The following is a 17,988-nucleotide window of genomic DNA, read 5'->3' as shown; positions in this document are numbered from 1 at the left end:
CGCAGGCTGCACAGAGCGACTCAAAAATGCCGCCGAGGCCTGGCTTCGGCGGCATTTTTGGCTATTGGCCAACTCCGATGACGGCCTGATGTGGAGCCCCCATGAGCGGACTGATCCCTCAACAGTTTGTTGAAAACCTGCTGGATCGTATCGATCTGGCGGAGCTGATCGGTTCCCGCATTACGCTCAAGAAAGCCGGGGCCAACTACAAGGCCTGCTGCCCGTTCCACGACGAGAAAACGCCCTCGTTCAACGTCCGGCCAGACAAAGGCTTTTACCATTGTTTCGGATGCGGCGCCCACGGCGATGCCATCAGCTTCGTCAGGGAGTTTGAAGGCCTGGGATTTACCGAAGCGGTTGAGGAGCTGGCCAAACGAGTGGGGCTTGAAGTCCCCTATGACCGGGCGGCAAAGCAGGAAATGCAGCAGGCGCGGACTTTAACCGACGCGCTGGACTTTGCCACCCGTTTCTATCAATCGGCACTCAAGGGTCAGCAAGGCGCCTACGCCCGGGACTATCTGAAACAACGGGGACTGAATAACGCCATCATTGAGCAGTATCAGGTGGGGTATGCCCCCTCAACCGGTACCGCCCTGTTTGATGCCGCCAGCAAGGACCTGCAAGGCCCGCTGATTGAAACAGGGACGGTGTCTGACAAATACGGCAGGCCAAGAGATCTGTTCCGCAACCGGGTCATGTTCCCGATCCGTAACACCCGCGGCAGAACCGTTGCCTTTGGTGGGCGCACGCTTGGTGACGACAAGGCAAAATACATCAACTCTCCGGAGTCAGATGTATTCCACAAGAGTCGCGAGATTTACGGGCTTTTCGAAGCCAAGCAGGCCATCCGGCAGTTAGACAAGCTGCTGGTGGTTGAGGGTTACATGGACGTGATCGCCCTCGCCCAACACGGCATTCACTATGCAGTTGCGACACTGGGCACCGCGACGAATCAGGACAGTCTGCAGGCACTGTTAAAGCAGGTCAGGCACATAGTGTTCTGCTTCGACGGCGACCAGGCCGGCTTCCGGGCCGCCGACAAGGCCATGGAAAACGCGCTGGAACTGATGGCCGACGGCCTGCACCTGCAGTTTCTGATGCTGCCTCAGGGCGAGGATCCGGACACCCTGGTGCGCAAGGAGGGAGCGCAGGCGTTCCAGAAGCGCATTGAAGGCGCAACACCTCTGTCGCGGTACCTGTTCGACCGGCAGAGTGAAGGACTGGACCTGCAGCTGCCGGAACACCGGGGCGAACTGCGAGCCAGGGTTGAACCCCTGCTGAACAAAATGCCCAGAAGCACCCTTCGGGATGCCATGTGGCACGAAATGCTGCGCCTTTGCGGTGGCCGGAACCAGTGGCAGAACCGCCAGCAGGGACAGAAAGGCCGGTGGAACGGCGAGCGAAGGGACCGGGTTTCCGAAGATCGGATTGATGTAAAGCTCAGCAAGGACAGCATTCTGTGCCTTGCCCTGCTGGAAGCACCAGACCTGGCCACTGAAGTGACCGACTTGGCCCGCAGCTCCCGGCAATTCAATCAGGCCCGGAATTTTGCCGAGTGGATTCTGGCAAGCGACATTCGGGACCGGAAAACGCTGGTGCGCGGGATGGCGCTTGATTCAGCCGCTCGCGAGCGGTTTTACCACCTGTTTGACGGGATCGAGCACATTCCGGCAAGGGAAAGCACCTTGGCAGCCGCCCGAGAGCTGCTGAGCCCGAATGAAGAGGCTGCCCGCCAGCAAAGGCTTGCCACACTATTGAGAAACCTGTCCAACCTCACGAGCGAGGAACGACAGGAGCTGAGAGCCCTGAGTGGTGGCACCGGGGACTAGCAGCACTTGAAACTTGACGCTCTGATCACCATCTAACCATTCGGTGGCAGAGCAACCGAGCGACAGCTATAATGGCTGTTTAACTTTTTTCCGTCTAAAAGCGAGTTCACAGGGTGTCTATGTCAGGCAATTCGCAAAAATCACGTTTGAAAGACCTCATTGCACGAGGCAAGGAACAAGGTTACCTGACTTACGCCGAGGTAAACGACCACCTCCCGGAAGACATCGCCGACCCGGATCAGGTCGAAGACATCATTCGCATGATCAACGACATGGGTATCCAGGTGTGCGAAGAAACACCCGACGCCGATACCCTGCTCATGACCGAGGGTGATTCCACCGCTGACGAAGCCGCCGCCGCTGAAGCCGCCGCCGCTCTGGCCGCTGTTGAAACCGATGCCGGCCGCACTACGGATCCAGTTCGCATGTACATGCGCGAAATGGGCACCGTCGAGCTGCTTACTCGCGAGGGCGAAATCGTCATTGCCAAGCGCATCGAGGAAGGCATTCGCGATGTGATGGCCGCCGTTGCCCACTTCCCAGGCACCGCTGGCACCGTTATCCAGGCCTACGACCGCATTCTTGAAAACGAAGGCCGTATCAGCGACATCGTAACCGGCTTCCTGGATCCGGACGATGCCGAGCCGTTCATGGGTGAGGACACCACCCCCGAAAGCTCTGATGATTCCGACTCTGATTCAGACGATGACGACGACTCCTCGGAAGAAGAAACCGATAACGGCCCGGATCCGGAAGAGACCCGGCTTCGTTTCGAACTGCTCAACGAAAAGCTGGATGCAGCCAACAAGGCTTTGGCCAAGCACGGTCGTTCCGACAAAAAAACCCAGGAAGCCCTGAACGAGCTGGGCCAGGTATTCGCTCCGTTCAAGCTCGCCAACAAGGCATTTGACGAACTGGTCAACGTGGTTCGTTCCACCAATGATCTGGTTCGCGAGAACGAGCGCGCGATCATGCAGATCTGTGTTCGCGAGTGCAAAATGCCCCGCAAGGACTTCATCAAGTCATTCCCGGGCAATGAAACCAACCTGGATTGGGCCGACAAGATCGCCAAGAGCAAGAAGCCTTACGCAGCGCCGATGGCCGAGCGTATTGACGAGATTGTTCGCCTGCAGAAGCGCATCCAGAACGTGCAGACTGAAGTGGATCTGGACGTTGCCGATATCAAGGAAATCAACCGTCGCGTCTCCATCGGTGAAGCCAAGGCTCGCCGTGCCAAGAAAGAAATGGTTGAAGCCAACCTGCGTCTGGTTATTTCTATCGCCAAGAAGTACACCAACCGTGGCCTGCAGTTCCTGGATCTGATCCAGGAGGGCAACATCGGCCTGATGAAGGCTGTCGACAAGTTCGAGTACCGTCGGGGTTACAAGTTCTCGACCTACGCGACCTGGTGGATCCGTCAGGCTATCACCCGCTCCATCGCGGACCAGGCCCGCACCATCCGTATTCCGGTGCACATGATCGAGACCATCAACAAGCTCAACCGCATCTCCCGACAGATGCTGCAGGAGATGGGCCGCGAGCCCACGCCGGAAGAGCTGGGCGAGCGCATGGAAATGCCCGAGGACAAGATCCGCAAGGTACTGAAGATCGCCAAAGAGCCTATTTCCATGGAAACCCCGATCGGCGACGACGAAGACAGCCATCTGGGCGACTTCATCGAAGATATCCAGGCTCTCTCCCCGGTGGATTCTGCTACCGCCGAAGGCCTGCGCGAAGCCACCCGCTCGGTACTGGCCGGCCTTACCGCCCGCGAATCCAAGGTACTGCGGATGCGTTTTGGTATCGAGATGAACACCGACCACACCCTGGAAGAAGTCGGCAAACAGTTCGACGTAACCCGGGAGCGTATCCGTCAGATCGAAGCCAAGGCGCTGCGCAAACTGCGTCACCCGTCACGCTCCGACCACCTGCGCGGCTTTATCGACGACCAGGGCAACGGATAAGCACTACAACAGTAGCGGGCGCCTTACCTCACCGGTATAATGGCGCCCGCTTTGTTTCCCCCCAGGAAACACCTTTCAAAACAGCATTCGCTGAACGGGCCTATAGCTCAGTTGGTTAGAGCAGGGGACTCATAATCCCTTGGTCGCTGGTTCGAGTCCAGCTGGGCCCACCACTTCCTGTATCCGCAATGACAAAGAATATCCATACGAAGTGTCAATCGTTTATCGATACATGGTTCTCCCGCCCTTAATTTTTGTCAAAAAAGCCAACGTCCCCAAAAGACAAGCCGAATACACTAGCTCCTGAACAAAAATACCAGCCGTGCAAGGACACCTCACGGCACGAGTATAAAAACAACGAAGTAATGGAGTGTATCAATGGCTTTTTCCTCCCTTTCCCGGTCAAGGGCACTGTCTCTTGCTATCACCACCGCCTCTGTCGGTTTTTCTCTTCCGGTCAATGCCAGCATGGGCAACCTTGGCACCACCTACGGCGTTATGCCGGTGGATGTCGCTACGGCCCAGTCCCTGTCGATGTTCAACGACCAGGTATCTGCCACCTATTACAACCCCGCTTACTTGACCAAAGATGAGCGCGGGGAGCTGACCGCCGGCATTCTGCATGCCGAGCAGGAGCTTCGTTCTGCCAACCCGAATGCCAATGGCGATATTCTGGCCAACTCGCCGAGCCAGCACGTTCTTATTGGTATGAAAACCAATCTGGGTTCTTTGACTCGCTTCAAACATCCAATCTATCTGGGCTTTATTGCCGGCGTTGAGAAATACGGCAAGGAAATGCTGGCCTTCGATTCGCAAACCACGGAGAACGGCCAGTTCCTGCAGTATGGAAAAGAACCCCTGTTCCTCAACATCGGGGGCGCTACGCCAATCTGGCGTGGCATCTCCGCCGGTGCCTCGGTGCGCGTTACCTTGGATGCCCAGGCAAACCTTGATGCGGTCTCGACCCTCGGTGGCGAAACCAGCCGCGAGCGACTGGCAGTCAACGCTGAACCCTCACTGAAAACGATCCTGGGCACCAACATCGACCTAGGAAGCACGTTTTGCCCGGACAGCGACTGTTTCCTGGACGGCTGGGAAACCGCATTCACCTATCGCACCAAGTCAGCTGCTTCTACATCGGTGGACTCCAACATTATTGTTACCCAGACCATCCCGGATCCCGGCCTGAGTCTGGCGGTCTCTACCATTGACTCCTTCCAGCCGGAAACCTTTGGTGTTGGTGCCCAGTACAGGGGCGAAAACTGGCGGATCGGTGGCAGCGTGGAGCAGCAGAACTGGTCAGAGCTGGAGAACGAGTTTTCTTCCGACACAATCAAGGATCAGCAGTCGGTGCCAGCGGGCAGCCGGATTCAGTTCGACGACGTGCTGATTCCCCGAATCGGCGCCGAGTACGCGCTCAACAAGAACTTCTCCGTACGTGGCGGCGTGGCGTACGAGGAATCCCCCCTCAAGTCCACTCGCAATCCGGAGATCAATTATCTCGATACCGACAAGATCGTGGTCGGCCTGGGCCTGAGCGCCACATACGACCGCACCCGTCTGCTGGCCTACCCCGTCCGCCTGGACATTGGTTATCAGTACCAGCAGCTTCAGGAACGGGATTTTACGCTGGTGGATTTTGATGGCAACGAAACACCGGTTACGGCAGACGGCGACGTTCACGTTGTCAGCGGCTCCATTACCCTGAAGTTTTAAGGAGGGCACGCCATGAAGTACAACAAAACACTGGCACTGGTTCCCGCCCTGTTACTGGCTGCCTGTGGCGGCGACGAACAGACCATGAACGAGACAGTCTCTCCCGGCTCTGTGATCTATTCCTATCCGACCGACGGGCAGGCGGGGGTCAGCCCGAAGGCAGACATCGTTCTTCGCTTCAGCCATGCGCTGACCGACGAGGATGCGGGCCTAGAAGAAAAGATCCTGATGGAATCCCAGGGCCAACCCGTGCCCTTCTCGATCAGCCGGGTGGACGGGGGTAAAAGCCTGAAGCTGTCCCCTACCTCAGAGCTCGACCAACTCGGCGCGTACACGGTGACCTTTAGCGAGCCCCTGGTGGCCGAAGGCGGTCGACAAATAGTCACACCCAACGCGGTGGGCGACGCCGGCATCCAGTTCGAGACCCGGGGCGGCTTCTCCGGGCCGGCGAGCACAACCAACTCAGCCGAGGATTTTGGTATTGCCTGGCAGGTGCCGGCAAATGATGGTCCGTTCAAGGCCATGAACTTCTCTACCTTCCGGTTGGCCATGACCCATCCCGTCCACCCAGAGTGGGAGGCCCTGGGCGGGTCGATCCAGCTTCGCGATGGCAACGGCGATGAAGTCCCGGCGATGGTTCGGGTAAAAGGCAACCGGATAACCGTGGATCCCTGCGTGGTAGAGGATCCCAGGGAATGTGGCAGCAAGGACGATGTTCTGGATACCAGCCAGACCTACACGCTGCAACTCGAAAACCTGGCCAGCCTCAACTCCCCGCAGACCGATCGGTTCAGTCACGAGTTTACATTCACGCCCAGAGAAACCGGACCCACCGTGGTGCTGCAGCAATCGGCCGTTGACTCCGGCCTGGCGTCAGGTGCAGTGGAAGAGGACGCAGCCCGGTCAGTTCTGAACGGACAGGTCATCAACGGCGTAACTCTCAATTCCGTACTGCAAGGTGAAGCCGGCCCATCCCAACAGACCGGCGACCTGTTTGCGGAGCTGGCCTATGCACCAGCGTTCGGGGCCGATGAAGCACTGCCGTTGCGCATTGCCCGCGGCAGCGTGCTGAACAGCACCAGTCTTGATGTTCTCGTGGGCGGGGAGGTGCCGGTTCTGGATGCCGCCACCGGCCAACTCCAGACGACCGGCAACATCAAGGTCACCATGCTCTCAGATGCCTCGGGCTACCTGAGCCCTAACCCCTATACCGACGACATCAACGCACCAAGGCACATTACGTTGTTTATGGATGTCTCCATGAACACCGAAAACGCACAGCCCAATGCGGCGCTGTCTCAGGATTTGATGGGTGTGGAGCTGCGCGGCATTGCCCTGGTGCAGGATGGTGTACTGACCATCGACGCCATCGGCATGGTGGAGCCCAATCTTCTGGGGCAGGAGTACACTGACTCGACCATCGCGTTCCACCTGCAGGCCGCGACCGATGCCGACTCGGTACTTGATGCCGAAATGCTCCGTGAATTGGACAGCACACCGCCGAGCCTGTCCAGTTGGATGCCCGGCCCCGACAATGCCATTCCAGACACGCGCCAGTCTATGCAGCGGCCGGGGGATCCGGTCATTCTCTTCTTTGACGAGCCCCTGTCCAAGGACTCCATTGATTCCGGCGTCTCGCTGTTCGCTGATGGTGTTCCCGTCGAGGCACTTGAGACCAAGCTGGACGGAACGGCGATCATCCTAAATCCCGACGGTGGCCTTCGCCATGGAGTCGACTATGAAGTCGTTGTTGATGGTTTGACCGATCTCGCCGGCAACCCGGCCACCACCGCTCCCTTGCAGTTTTCACTGGAAGACATCGGGGACTCCTCCGTAACCAGACGCCCTGCCCTGGCCCTGACCACCTATCCGGGCTACCCATGCGAAACCGACCACAGCCTTCTGGACCTCTCCGCTGGCGTACTTGGGCAGTGCTATTCGGATGGCGGTGTCGGAGACATTCTACCAGTCAGTACCATGCCGTCAGATCGCCCCATCACCGTGGTCTTCTCAAAGTCCATGGATCTGGATTCGATTGTTCCCGGCGACACGTTTATGGTTGAAAAAGTGAGTCAGGAACCGAATGGCTCGGTGACAGTCCTGGAAAGCGATGTGCCTGGTCGGCTTGAGAAAAACCTTCAGCGGATCCGCTTCTACCCGGACCAGCCCTGGGAGCCTGGCGCACACTACCGCTACACCCTGAAATCATCCGAAGACGCCGGTACCTGCACAGCCGGAAACTACGGTTCGATTTGCGACAGCGATGGATTAGCCCTGAAAACCGACCTGCTTGAAGGGCTGGATGACGGCGGCAGCAACAACGGTCCCGATGACATGGTGATCTATTTCACTGGAACAGAGCCGCTGGACAGCGTGTTCACACCGCTGCGGAACCTGCCCGTTCGCGATACCAACGCAAACTTCCTGGTGGATTGCGACTCAAATACCAATCCGGAGTGTCTTGAGCCTTTCGCCCACGAGGGCAGCGACAATGACGGTTGGGCCGCTTCAGCCAATTCAACCAAACTGAGGGTGCGCAATAACGAGGCCTCCGCTTCTCCGCCTGTTATTGTCGCCAGTACTGCCGATGCCCGGGTTGGCTGCGAAACCGGCGAGCGTTGCCCGAAAGACAAGTTCATCTATCAAACCTATGCCCTGAACACGGAGGTGGTTGGCCCTGGCGTGTATGAACCAACCGGCGATGAAGGGATTCTGGTGAACCTGTATCCCACGCAATTGGCGACCACTTCGATCAGTGTGTTCACAGAGCTCAGGGTTTTTGGATTTATCCCACTTCAGGAGGAATCCATTACCAATACCCAGGTTCTCCGCATGCGCTACGCCAAGGACGATCCGGCGTGTTCGGGCCCGGCCTGCAGCCGTTCCAGCCTGATACCCGGGGTGATCACCGAAGGCGACAATGGCCAACCGGTATTCAAGACCCGGGCGGAACTGATGCTGGATGCACCGGACATGGAAATTCCTCTCGGGGGCCGTCACGATCTTTATGGCCGGGAATTTGTGCTTGAACTCGAAGGCAATATCACCTTTTTCGATGACGGCCGGATGCAGATTGAGCAACGCAACTCCAATCTGGTGGACATCAACGTTCGGGCGCGAGCCCTGGGCGTTCCCGGTGGTGAAATTGTGACGATTGATCTGCCTCTTCAGATTCCCGAACAGGGCGTCTACCTCAACTTCATCTCCAACCCGGTCAAAGAGATACCAGAAGACCACTAAAGGGCTCTGGAGTCCGCACAAAGGGTCAGCCTTCGGGTTGGCCCTTTTTGCAAAGGAGGATACCCCATGTCATTCCCCCTCTCGGTCATTTACTGCTAATCTGGTTTCACATTGAAACCGCGACAACACAATAACAACCTGCCAGGAGCACCTCCTCATGGAAAACGGCACCCACTATCGTACCTGTCACCTTTGCGAGGCCATGTGCGGTGTCGCAATCGAACTGGAGGACGGTCGGATAGCATCCATCAAGGGTGATGAAAATGATCCACTGAGTCGGGGACATATCTGCCCGAAGGCGGTTGCGTTGCAAGACCTGCACGAGGATCCGGACCGCTTGAAAAAGCCGGTCCGGAAGACCCAGAGCGGCTGGCAGGAAATGGAATGGGCCGAGGCCTTTGATCTGGTCGCCGAAAAACTCCACCAGACCCGTCAGGACCACGGTCGCAACAGCATCGGCGTCTATCTGGGCAACCCGAATGTCCACAACCACGGATCTCTGGTTGCCACCATGCCGTTGCTGCGGGCAATCGGAACACAGAACCGGTTCTCGGCAACCTCGAACGATCAACTACCTCACATGCTGGCCAGCCTGGAGATGTTCGGGCACCAGGTTCTGTTTCCCATTCCCGACATCGATCACACGGATCTGTTTATCTGCATTGGCGCCAATCCCATGGCATCCAATGGTAGCCTGATGACCGTTCCGGACTTTCGAGGACGGCTCAAGGCCCTGAAACAGCGCGGAGGCAGGATGATCGTGGTTGACCCGCGCCGCACCGAGACCGCGAAGCTGGCCGACGAGTTCCATTTCATCCGGCCCGGAAGCGATGCCCTGATGCTGATGGCTATGGTGCATACATTGTTTGAAGAAGGGTTGGTGGATCCTGGACCGGCCGAGCGCTTGGTGAAGGACGTAGACCTTCTGCGTCTGGCCGCCCTCAGCTTCACCCCCGAGGCCGTCAGTGAGCCCACCGGCATCTCCGCAGAGGACATCCGGGCGCTGGCCAGGCAACTGGCCAATACCCGGAAGGCGGCCCTGTATACCCGGATGGGCACCAGCACCCAGACGTTTGGCGGTGTGGCTACCTGGCTGGCCTACTGCCTTAATATCCTGACCGGGAAACTGGATCTGCCGGGCGGAGTTCTGTTTTCGCAACCGGCGATCGATCTGGTGGAACTCGGCGCCATGGCCGGTCAAAAAGGCCACTTCGGCAAACGCCACAGCCGCGTCAAGGGGTTGCCTGAGTTCGCCGGTGAGTATCCTGCCAGCACCATGGCCGATGAGATGCTGACACCCGGTGAAGGGCAGATCCGAGCCTTTGTCACCGTTGCCGGCAACCCGGTGCTTTCCAGCCCTAACGGGCGACGCCTGGAAGAGGCTCTCACCGGCCTCGACTTCATGGTATCGGTGGACTATTACCTGAACGAAACTACCCGTCATGCCGATATCATTCTGCCGCCAACAGCGGCATTGGAACGCAGCCACTACGACCTGATTTTCAGCATGTTTGCGGTGCGCAATTTCGCCAAATACAGCGAAGCACTGTTCGATGCCGGCCCGGACACCCGCCATGACTGGCAGATCTTGCTGGAACTGGCCCATCGGCTGGAAAAGCTCCAGAAAGGCGGGAAGCTCCCCATGCGCACGGAGCTGGGCTGGCGCGCTTTCAAACAGATTGGCCCCGATCCCATTCTTGATCTGCTGTTGCGCTCAGGTCCCTATGGCGCTGATGCCGGACGCGCCCGGGGCTTTGTGCAGCCCGCGGTTGATCTCGCCATTGACATCCTGCCGAAGCGAAACCCGCTTCGTGGCCTGGCCAAACTCAGCCCCCTGAACCGCCACTGGGACGAACTACCCAAAGGACTATCCTTGAGCGCCCTGAAGGATAATCCGAATGGGGTCGATCTCGGGCCGCTGCGACCATCCCTGCCAGAGCGGCTGTTTACACGCGACGGCAAGATCAACCTTGCCCCCAGGCGCTACCTTGACGATCTCGGGAGGCTGCGCGATACCCTGGCAGCTCCCGGAGGAGATTCCCTCCAACTGATCGGCCGGCGCCATGTCCGAAGCAACAACTCGTGGATGCACAACAGTCAGCGGCTGGTAAAAGGCAAGGACCGTTGCACTTTGATGATCCACCCCAGGGATGCCAGTCGCCTAGGTTTGCAGGCGGCTGACTCCGCCGAGATTGCCTCTGAATCCGGGCAGATTGTTTTACCGGTCGAGATCACCGAGGATCTCATGCCGGGCGTGGTGTCCATTCCCCATGGCTGGGGCCATGACCGGGAGGGCACCGGCCAGTCGGTGGCAACAGCCCACGCTGGCGCCAGCATCAACGATGTGCTCAGCGACGGCGATATTGATCCGCTCTCCGGTACTTCCGTATTGAATGGGCAACCCGTCAGTGTGAAAGTCTGGCGCCCGGAGCGCCAACGCAAACGGGCTTGATTCAAAAAAGGAGTCGATAATGCCCCAGTGGCTGCAATGGAGTCTGATCATCGCTGGCCTGGTCGCCATTATCCTTTTGCTGGTGTTTATCCGCCGTCAAATAGGATTGCTCTCGGAAAGCCGCAAGCGGCAGGCCAAGGCGGAGGAGTTCCAGACCAACCGCAGAAAAGACATGATCCGCAGTATCCGGGTCATCGCTATGGCGGTTGAAGAGGACCAGATCGAATACTCGGAAGCCTGCCTCAGGCTAAAGGGCCTCCTCGACCACATTGCCCCGGAGTTGTTGGATCAGGCGCCCTTCAGGATTTTTCAGGAAGTACACGACCAACTGCAGCACATGCCCACCCATCGGGCCCGTCAGGCAACGGAAACGAAGTTCGTGGATAAAATGGACAAGGAACGATTTGAGGTTGAGCAGAAACACGCCGACGAGATTCGCAGAGCGGCAACGGCTGTCCGACACCATTCTTTTTGACCGCAGTTACGCGCTCGCAGCAACTGGTCAGACCTCATTTTTGTAACATTTTGTAACTCGAATAGTGGTAAAACAGATATTTTAGTTCAGCAAATCAAAAGGTTCTGTAGATTCGAAAAACTGACACCCTGCTCATTCCTTCACAGTTACAACTGTTGACTTTTCTTTTTTCTATCAGGGTCTAAATTGAAAACAGGGACGCACCTATCATCTGCGGAAGGTGCCACCTAACGTTGTTTTCTCCTGATAAGTTTGGACGACACTGCAATAAAGCGGGTGAGCTTGCCGGCCTTGGGGCCGGCTTTTTTTGGTAAGAGCCTGGAAAAGGCTGTCTGCTACTGGCTCATCATGCCGGCCATGGCCATCACACTGTCCTTGCTGTTAACCAGTTCATCAAACTGTTCTTCAACCTGCGCCCGATCGAGCCCGAGCCCATCATAAAACCCCTGACTGACTTCCTCTCCCGCGCCCAGAGCCACGCCCCTGGCCGTTAGCAACTGACGGCCCAACCACAGCAACCTGGCATAGACGCTGTGACTGCCATCGTACGAGGAGTTCTTCTGATAGCGGATCGCCAGGGTAACCTCGTCCGGCATGCCCCAGTTCTCCATCAGCTGGGCGGCGATCTGTTCCCGGGTAATGCCAAGCAGATAGTGCTCGATAACCGAAGAATCAATATCGGGATTTACTTCCAGTGACCGGCACACCAGCTTGAAATGGGGTGGGAACACCTGTGCAAGAACCAGATGACCGAAGTTATGGAGCAGTCCGCCGAGGTAGGCAAGGCCGAACACTGGTCGCTCACCACGAGGCATCATGCTGGCCAGGATGCCCGCTGACTGAGCCTGCCAGATTGCCTGCTGCCAGTAATCAACGTAGCCCTCCGGGTGATCCTGGGGCTGCTTTAGTGCCCGCCCGAGAGAAAGGCCCATCGCCAGGTTCATGACCAGATCGAAACCGAGCACCCGGGAAACGGCGTCGTGCACTGACTTTACCTGGCCTGCCGCCGCATAGAACGAAGAGGATGCCCAGCTCACCACTTGTGCTGCGAGGCTTGGGTCACTCTCGACAATATCAACGAGGTCACCCATGACGGCGTTCGGATTGACCCTGAGATGGATAATCCGCTGGGCCGTTTCCGGCAGCGGCGGCAGCTCAAGAGTGTCTTCCAGTCGCTGTTGTATTCTCAGACCGGTGAATTTCTTGATGGCCGAATGGAATTGATCCCGATCTCTGTCGTGGTCATCATAATTCACGGAAATAGATTTCAGGGCGACCGCAAGAGAAAGCCTATCGGCGTTGGCTGTCAGAGCCTGAAAGTCCTCTGCGGGCATTACCATCGCCAGGTTTTGTTCGCCAAGCTCCAACGCAACCGCAGAAAGTTGATCTACACGCTCATCAACAAGCGTTGGCCAGCCGGTCAATGACGGCAATGCCGGAAGCGCTTTAAGGCCCGCCCGTTCTCTCACCCGCACTTGTTCCCTGCGCTTCATCAGACGTAGATCGCGCCCGAGTTCCTTGTTCATCTGTTCTAAATCAATCAGATCGTCCTTGCGACAAATCACCTGAAAGTTTCCTTGCTCATCAGTCAGCAAGACCATGCGTAACAGTTCTTTTCGGCTGGCGGTGCTAACATCCCTCAAGGATACACCCGCGGCGGTCTCACCCAGAGCCTGCTGAACTGCGACAGGTAATTCCATAAAAATCTCCCGAATATTGCTGTTTTCCGTCGGATTACCCGATGGCGGAAATCATGTTGAGTTCAGTATAGGGTAAAGAAATGACCCCGGGGTTGACTGAACTCTATTTCCAGAACGATTTCATACGCTTTCGAGGCCTTGATGGACGCTTTACACATCACCGTAACGGGTTCTTTCACCAAGCCAACGTCGAACCAGAGCGCCGACAATCTCCGGATGAGCCATCAGGCCTGGCGCCATTTCCCGAACCGGCTCGATCCAGCCCTTGTCCCGTTCAAAGTCCGCCAGCCGAAACTGCATCATACCGGTTTGCCGGGTCCCCAACACCTCTCCCGGCCCCCTGATTTCCAGGTCTTTCTCGGCGATGAAGAAGCCATCCTGACTGTCCCTCAGGGCCTGTAGCCGTGCCTTGCCATTCACAGACAACGGCGGGTGATACATCAGCACACAGAAACTGGCCTGCTCGCCCCTGCCAACACGACCGCGAAGCTGATGCAGCTGTGCCAGCCCAAGCCGTTCAGGGTTTTCAATGATAATCAGCGAGGCGTTCGGTACGTCCACGCCCACCTCAATAACCGTGGTTGCAACCAGCAGATCCAATTCGCCTACCTTGAACTGCTCCATCACCGCCGCCTTTTCCTGAGCCTTTAGCCGCCCGTGCACCAGCCCCACCTTCAGATCCGGCAATCGCTCGGCCAACTCCTGAGCGGTGACCTCTGCCGCCTGACACTGCAGGGCTTCGGATTCTTCTATGAGAGTGCAAACCCAGTAGGCCTGTCGCCCTTCACGGCAAGCGCTGCGAACCCGTTCAATCACATCTTCCCTGCGGCTGTCGGGAATCACGATGGTTTCTATCGGCTTTCTGCCCGGCGGAAGTTCGTCAATAACTGAGGTATCCAGGTCTGCATAGGCGCTCATGGCCAGCGTTCGGGGAATCGGCGTTGCCGTCATGATCAGCTGGTGGGGTGCCAGCGACCCACCCACGCCCTTTTCCCGCAAGGCCAGCCTCTGGTGTACGCCGAAACGATGCTGTTCGTCCACGATCACCAGGGCAAGGCGGTGAAACTCGACGTCTTCCTGGAACAAGGCATGGGTGCCTATCACCACGGTGGCATTGCCAGATTGGACCGCGTCCAGTGTTTCAGCCCGGGCCTTACCCTTGACCTTCCCGGATAGCCAGGCGAGGCGAATACCGAGTGGCTCCAGCCAGGCCCGGAAATTCTGGAAATGCTGTTCAGCGAGGATTTCGGTGGGCGCCATCAATGCCACCTGGGCACCGGCGCCAATGGCCTGCAAGGCGGCTAGCGCCGCCACCACGGTCTTGCCGGAGCCAACATCCCCCTGGACAAGCCGGAGCATTGGCAGCGGCTGACTCAGGTCCTGACGGATGTCGGCCAGCACATGACGCTGGGCACCGGTGAGCGCGAAAGGCAGGGAATCCAGGAAACGGTCGGGCAGATCCCCCGTGGGCAAAAGTGGCAGCGCCTCCCTGGCCTGGATTTGTTCGCGTACCTGAAGCAAGCTAAGTTGGTGCGCCAGCAACTCCTCCATTACCAGGCGCTGCTGAGCCGGGTGACGCCCCTCCATCAGGAGATTTACCGGTGCGCTCGCAGGAGGGGAATGCACAAGCTGCACGGCGTCGGTGATTCCGGGCAACTGGTACTCGGCCAGCAGATTCTCCGGCAGCCAGTCGCGAATCGGGAACCGCTGGAGATAGCCCAGGGCCTGCTGGCACAGCGAGCGCACCCGGGGCTGCTGAATCCCCTCGGTCAGTGGGTAAACCGGCGTCAGGGTAGCCTCACCTTCAGCTGGCATAGGCGGTGGATTAACCTGGTATTCCGGGTGGTAAAACTCATAACCTGCACGGCCCGGACGAACCTCGCCAAAGCAGCGAACCCTGGCGCCCTCGCTCAGCTGGTTCTTCTGGGCGGCGTTGAAATGAAAAAAACGCATCACCAGGAAGCCGCTGTTATCCCGCAGAGTCACCTGCAGGCTGCGCCTGCGCCCCATCACGAGATCGGCTTTCATCACCTCCCCTTCAACCACCGCCACATCGCCAATGCGAAGGCTTCCCATGGGTACGATACGGGTGCGGTCTTCGTACCGATGGGGCAAATGGAACAACAGATCCTGCAGGGAGGTGATACCCAGCTTGGCGAGTTTCTCCGCCAGGGCGTTCCCTACGCCCTTGAGCTGGGTGACCGGTATGTCATCCAGTGACGTCATAGTCGGGCTCAGGCGCTTTCGGCCACAGCCGGCGTATCCGTTTTCGCCTTTTCAATGACCCGGCACTGACTGGCAGCCAGGGACAGCACATCAATAGCCTTGGGCCGGGGGAAGGTAACCCGCCAGGCCAGAGCCACCGTGCGGAACGGCACCGGCGGCGCGAACGGCCGAACGGCCAGAATGTCCTCATGGTACTGCATGGCCGTGGCGGCCGAGAGTGGCAGTACCGTGATGCCCAGACCGGAGGCGACCATATGGCGAATGGTTTCCAGGGAACTGCCTTCGGTGACCAGAGCCGGTGAGCCGTTGTTGGCCCGATGCGTTACCGCCTCCACCAGGGGTGGACAGGACTCCAGCACCTGATCCCGGAAACAGTGGCCTGGCCCCAGCAATAGCAATTGCTCTTTAGCCAGTTCATCGGCCGTCAACTGCTCCTTGCTTGCCAGCGGGTGTCCGGCAGGCAGCAGGACAACAAACGGCTCGTCGTACAGCGGCAGGGTAACCACTTCCGGCTCTTCAAACGGCAGGGCAATAATAATGGCGTCCAGCTCGGACTGCCGGAGTTTCTGCCTCAGGTTGGCAGTGTAATTCTCTTCAATGTAAAGCGGCATTTCCGGAGCAGCACGCCGCAGTTCCGGCAGCAGGTGCGGGAACAGATAGGGACCAATGGTATAGATGGCACCCACTTTCAAAGGTGAGTTGAGCTGGTTCTTGCCATCCTGCGCCATGTCCTTGATCAGGCCTACCTGATCAAGGACACGCTGGGCCTGCTCAATAATGCGTAGGCCGGTTTCGGTGACACGGATGCTGCTTTTGCTTCGCTCGAACAGAGGGATTCCGAGCTCATCCTCCAACTTTTTAACGGCAACACTGAGCGTTGGCTGACTGACATGGCAACGCTCTGCGGCCCGGCCAAAATGCCTTTCGCGGGCCAGCGTAACGACGTATCGTAACTCGGTGAGAGTCATGGTGAGCTCCGGTCAGAAAGATGCGGGTCGAAGTTTCACGAATTTATGAGGTCAAGCATAAGGATTGAAATTGTCTATGGCAATCACCGAAGGTAGTAAGGCGCCCCGAATTCTGGTGGCCGGTTGCGGCAAACTCGGGGGTGCCATTGCCAGCCGACTGGAAACCTCGGCCACCGTGTACGGCCTGCGCCGAAACCCCGACCGGGTTCCCGAGGGCATTCAAGGCATCGGCGCCGACCTGACCCAACCGGAAACCCTCAGCGGTAAACTGCCGGAAGGGCTCGACATCGTTCTCTATTGCCTGACGCCCTCCAGCTACGATGAGCAGGGTTATCGGGACGCCTACGTGACCGGCCTGGCAAACTTGTTGGAAGCCCTGGGCGGTCAATCGCTGAAGCACCTGTTTTTTGTCAGTAGCAGCAGTGTCTATTCACAGGATGACGATAGCTGGGTCGATGAATCCAGCCCCACCAAACCGGTCCGGTTCAGCGGCGAGCAGGTTCTGGCCGGTGAGCAGACCGCGCTGGAAAGCGGCCATCCGGCAACGATCATTCGTTACAGCGGCATTTATGGGCCCTCCCGGCGGCGTTTTCTTGAGGAGGTTCAGGCGGGACGCATGAATCCGACCAAGCCAGCACCGTTCAGCAACCGGATTCATGAAGACGATGCCGCAGACGCGGCGGCCCATCTGGTGAACCTGGCACTTTCGGGAGCGACTCTTCAAACCTGCTACCTTGCCAGCGACTGCGAGCCGGTGCGGCTTGATGAGGTGGTGGACTGGGTCCGGCAGCAGACACCCTGTGCCGAGCCAAAGCCCGATGCCCGAAAAGGCGGGCGGGCCGGCAGTAAACGCTGCTGCAACAAAAGACTGCTGAGCACCGGCTTTCAGTTCCGCTATCCGGATTTCCGGGCCGGCTACCGTGCCATGATCGACCAGGGCTGAGCCTTCGGCATTAAAATAAAAAAGGCGGCCCGAGGCCGCCTTTTCTGAATTCTGGTGTCATCAAGTCTTAGCTGAGCACCATCACCGCTTCCATTTCAATGGGCACACCCTTGGGCAGCGCCGCGACACCCACCGCCGCGCGGGCCGGATAGGGTTCCTGGAAATAGGTGGCCATGATCTCGTTGACCGTGGCGAAATTCGCCAGATCAGTCATGTAGATATTCAGCTTCACGATGTCCTTCAGCTCGCCACCGGCGGCCTCGCAGACAGCCTTGAGGTTATCAAACACCTGCCGGGTCTTGGCAGAAAAATCGCCGGCGACCACTTCCATGGTTTCCGGTACCAGCGGAATCTGGCCAGACAGGTACACGGTGTCCCCTGCCTTGACCGCTTGGGAGTATGTACCGATCGCCTGGGGCGCATTCTCGGTCTGAATTACAGATTTGTTGGTCATGACCCTTGATTTCCTCTCATC

The 17,988-nt window shown here is 58.0% G+C and carries 11 protein-coding genes and 1 tRNA gene; 8 read left to right on the top strand and 4 right to left on the bottom strand.

The genetic code is table 11. The features are described from left to right. Positions 1 to 101 precede the first annotated feature (101 nt). The 7 genes from dnaG (at position 102) to GJU83_RS18100 (ending at position 11,676) form a co-directional block, all read left to right on the top strand. On the top strand, positions 102 to 1,829 hold the full coding sequence (dnaG, locus tag GJU83_RS18130) for a DNA primase (RefSeq protein WP_153634889.1): 1,728 nt from the start codon (positions 102 to 104) through the stop codon (positions 1,827 to 1,829). A 119-nt stretch (positions 1,830 to 1,948) separates the two neighbouring features. Then, complete coding sequence (gene rpoD, locus GJU83_RS18125) at positions 1,949 to 3,793, top strand: RNA polymerase sigma factor RpoD (RefSeq protein ID WP_069184791.1); 1,845 nt, start codon at positions 1,949 to 1,951, stop codon at positions 3,791 to 3,793. Positions 3,794 to 3,889: 96 nt separating this feature from the next. Continuing rightward, a tRNA-Ile gene (locus GJU83_RS18120) sits at positions 3,890 to 3,966 on the top strand. A gap of 205 nt (positions 3,967 to 4,171) precedes the next feature. Continuing rightward, entirely contained in the window at positions 4,172 to 5,509 is a 1,338-nt protein-coding gene (gene aupA / locus GJU83_RS18115) for an alkane uptake protein AupA (protein ID WP_153634888.1), read from the top strand. A 12-nt stretch (positions 5,510 to 5,521) separates the two neighbouring features. Further along, complete coding sequence (locus GJU83_RS18110) at positions 5,522 to 8,749, top strand: Ig-like domain-containing domain (protein WP_153634887.1); 3,228 nt, start codon at positions 5,522 to 5,524, stop codon at positions 8,747 to 8,749. A gap of 157 nt (positions 8,750 to 8,906) precedes the next feature. Then, positions 8,907 to 11,201 carry a molybdopterin oxidoreductase family protein gene (locus GJU83_RS18105; protein WP_069184788.1) on the top strand — a complete coding sequence of 765 codons (2,295 nt, stop codon included), beginning with the start codon at positions 8,907 to 8,909 and terminating at the stop codon, positions 11,199 to 11,201. Positions 11,202 to 11,220: 19 nt separating this feature from the next. Continuing rightward, a complete protein-coding gene (locus GJU83_RS18100) occupies positions 11,221 to 11,676 on the top strand; it encodes a DUF2489 domain-containing protein (RefSeq protein ID WP_069184787.1) in 456 nt (151 codons plus the stop codon). 335 nt (positions 11,677 to 12,011) lie between these two features. Here GJU83_RS18100 and GJU83_RS18095 read toward each other — a convergent pair whose 3' ends face one another. The 3 genes from GJU83_RS18095 to GJU83_RS18085 all read right to left on the bottom strand — a co-directional run bounded on the left by GJU83_RS18095 (position 12,012) and on the right by GJU83_RS18085 (position 16,570). After that, complete coding sequence (locus GJU83_RS18095; protein ID WP_153634886.1) at positions 12,012 to 13,376, bottom strand: HDOD domain-containing protein; 1,365 nt, start codon at positions 13,374 to 13,376, stop codon at positions 12,012 to 12,014. Between the two features lie 150 nt (positions 13,377 to 13,526). Further along, positions 13,527 to 15,602 (bottom strand): ATP-dependent DNA helicase RecG, encoded by a 2,076-nt coding sequence (gene recG / locus GJU83_RS18090; protein WP_153634885.1) that lies wholly within the window; start codon positions 15,600 to 15,602, stop codon positions 13,527 to 13,529. 8 nt (positions 15,603 to 15,610) lie between these two features. Further along, positions 15,611 to 16,570: a hydrogen peroxide-inducible genes activator gene (locus GJU83_RS18085; RefSeq protein WP_069184785.1), complete on the bottom strand. Its 960-nt coding sequence runs from the start codon at positions 16,568 to 16,570 to the stop codon at positions 15,611 to 15,613. A 76-nt stretch (positions 16,571 to 16,646) separates the two neighbouring features. On the opposite strand from GJU83_RS18085, the gene GJU83_RS18080 reads away from it, so the two are divergent. Further along, complete coding sequence (locus GJU83_RS18080) at positions 16,647 to 17,513, top strand: NAD-dependent epimerase/dehydratase family protein (RefSeq protein ID WP_069184784.1); 867 nt, start codon at positions 16,647 to 16,649, stop codon at positions 17,511 to 17,513. A gap of 67 nt (positions 17,514 to 17,580) precedes the next feature. On the opposite strand, the gene GJU83_RS18075 is transcribed toward GJU83_RS18080, so the two are convergent. Beyond that, the gene (locus tag GJU83_RS18075; protein ID WP_008169589.1) at positions 17,581 to 17,967 is read right to left on the bottom strand and encodes a deaminase RidA; all 387 of its coding nucleotides are present in this window, start codon (positions 17,965 to 17,967) and stop codon (positions 17,581 to 17,583) included. Positions 17,968 to 17,988 lie beyond the last annotated feature (21 nt).

Origin of the sequence: Marinobacter salsuginis, assembly GCF_009617755.1 — a bacterium.
In the GTDB taxonomy this organism is placed as follows: domain Bacteria; phylum Pseudomonadota; class Gammaproteobacteria; order Pseudomonadales; family Oleiphilaceae; genus Marinobacter; species Marinobacter salsuginis.
Note: the sequence above shows the minus strand (reverse complement) of the source record. Positions and strands in the feature narration are given on the sequence as shown.

What these genes read in the sequence shown, in the direction of transcription:
- dnaG (WP_153634889.1), top strand. Translation starts at nt 102, where the DNA reads ATGAGCGGACTGATCCCTCAACAGTTTGTTGAAAACCTGCTGGATCGT.
- rpoD (WP_069184791.1), top strand. Translation starts at nt 1,949, where the DNA reads ATGTCAGGCAATTCGCAAAAATCACGTTTGAAAGACCTCATTGCACGA.
- aupA (WP_153634888.1), top strand. Translation starts at nt 4,172, where the DNA reads ATGGCTTTTTCCTCCCTTTCCCGGTCAAGGGCACTGTCTCTTGCTATC.
- GJU83_RS18110 (WP_153634887.1), top strand. Translation starts at nt 5,522, where the DNA reads ATGAAGTACAACAAAACACTGGCACTGGTTCCCGCCCTGTTACTGGCT.
- GJU83_RS18105 (WP_069184788.1), top strand. Translation starts at nt 8,907, where the DNA reads ATGGAAAACGGCACCCACTATCGTACCTGTCACCTTTGCGAGGCCATG.
- GJU83_RS18100 (WP_069184787.1), top strand. Translation starts at nt 11,221, where the DNA reads ATGCCCCAGTGGCTGCAATGGAGTCTGATCATCGCTGGCCTGGTCGCC.
- GJU83_RS18095 (WP_153634886.1), bottom strand. Translation starts at nt 13,376, where the DNA reads ATGGAATTACCTGTCGCAGTTCAGCAGGCTCTGGGTGAGACCGCCGCG.
- recG (WP_153634885.1), bottom strand. Translation starts at nt 15,602, where the DNA reads ATGACGTCACTGGATGACATACCGGTCACCCAGCTCAAGGGCGTAGGG.
- GJU83_RS18085 (WP_069184785.1), bottom strand. Translation starts at nt 16,570, where the DNA reads ATGACTCTCACCGAGTTACGATACGTCGTTACGCTGGCCCGCGAAAGG.
- GJU83_RS18080 (WP_069184784.1), top strand. Translation starts at nt 16,647, where the DNA reads ATGGCAATCACCGAAGGTAGTAAGGCGCCCCGAATTCTGGTGGCCGGT.
- GJU83_RS18075 (WP_008169589.1), bottom strand. Translation starts at nt 17,967, where the DNA reads ATGACCAACAAATCTGTAATTCAGACCGAGAATGCGCCCCAGGCGATC.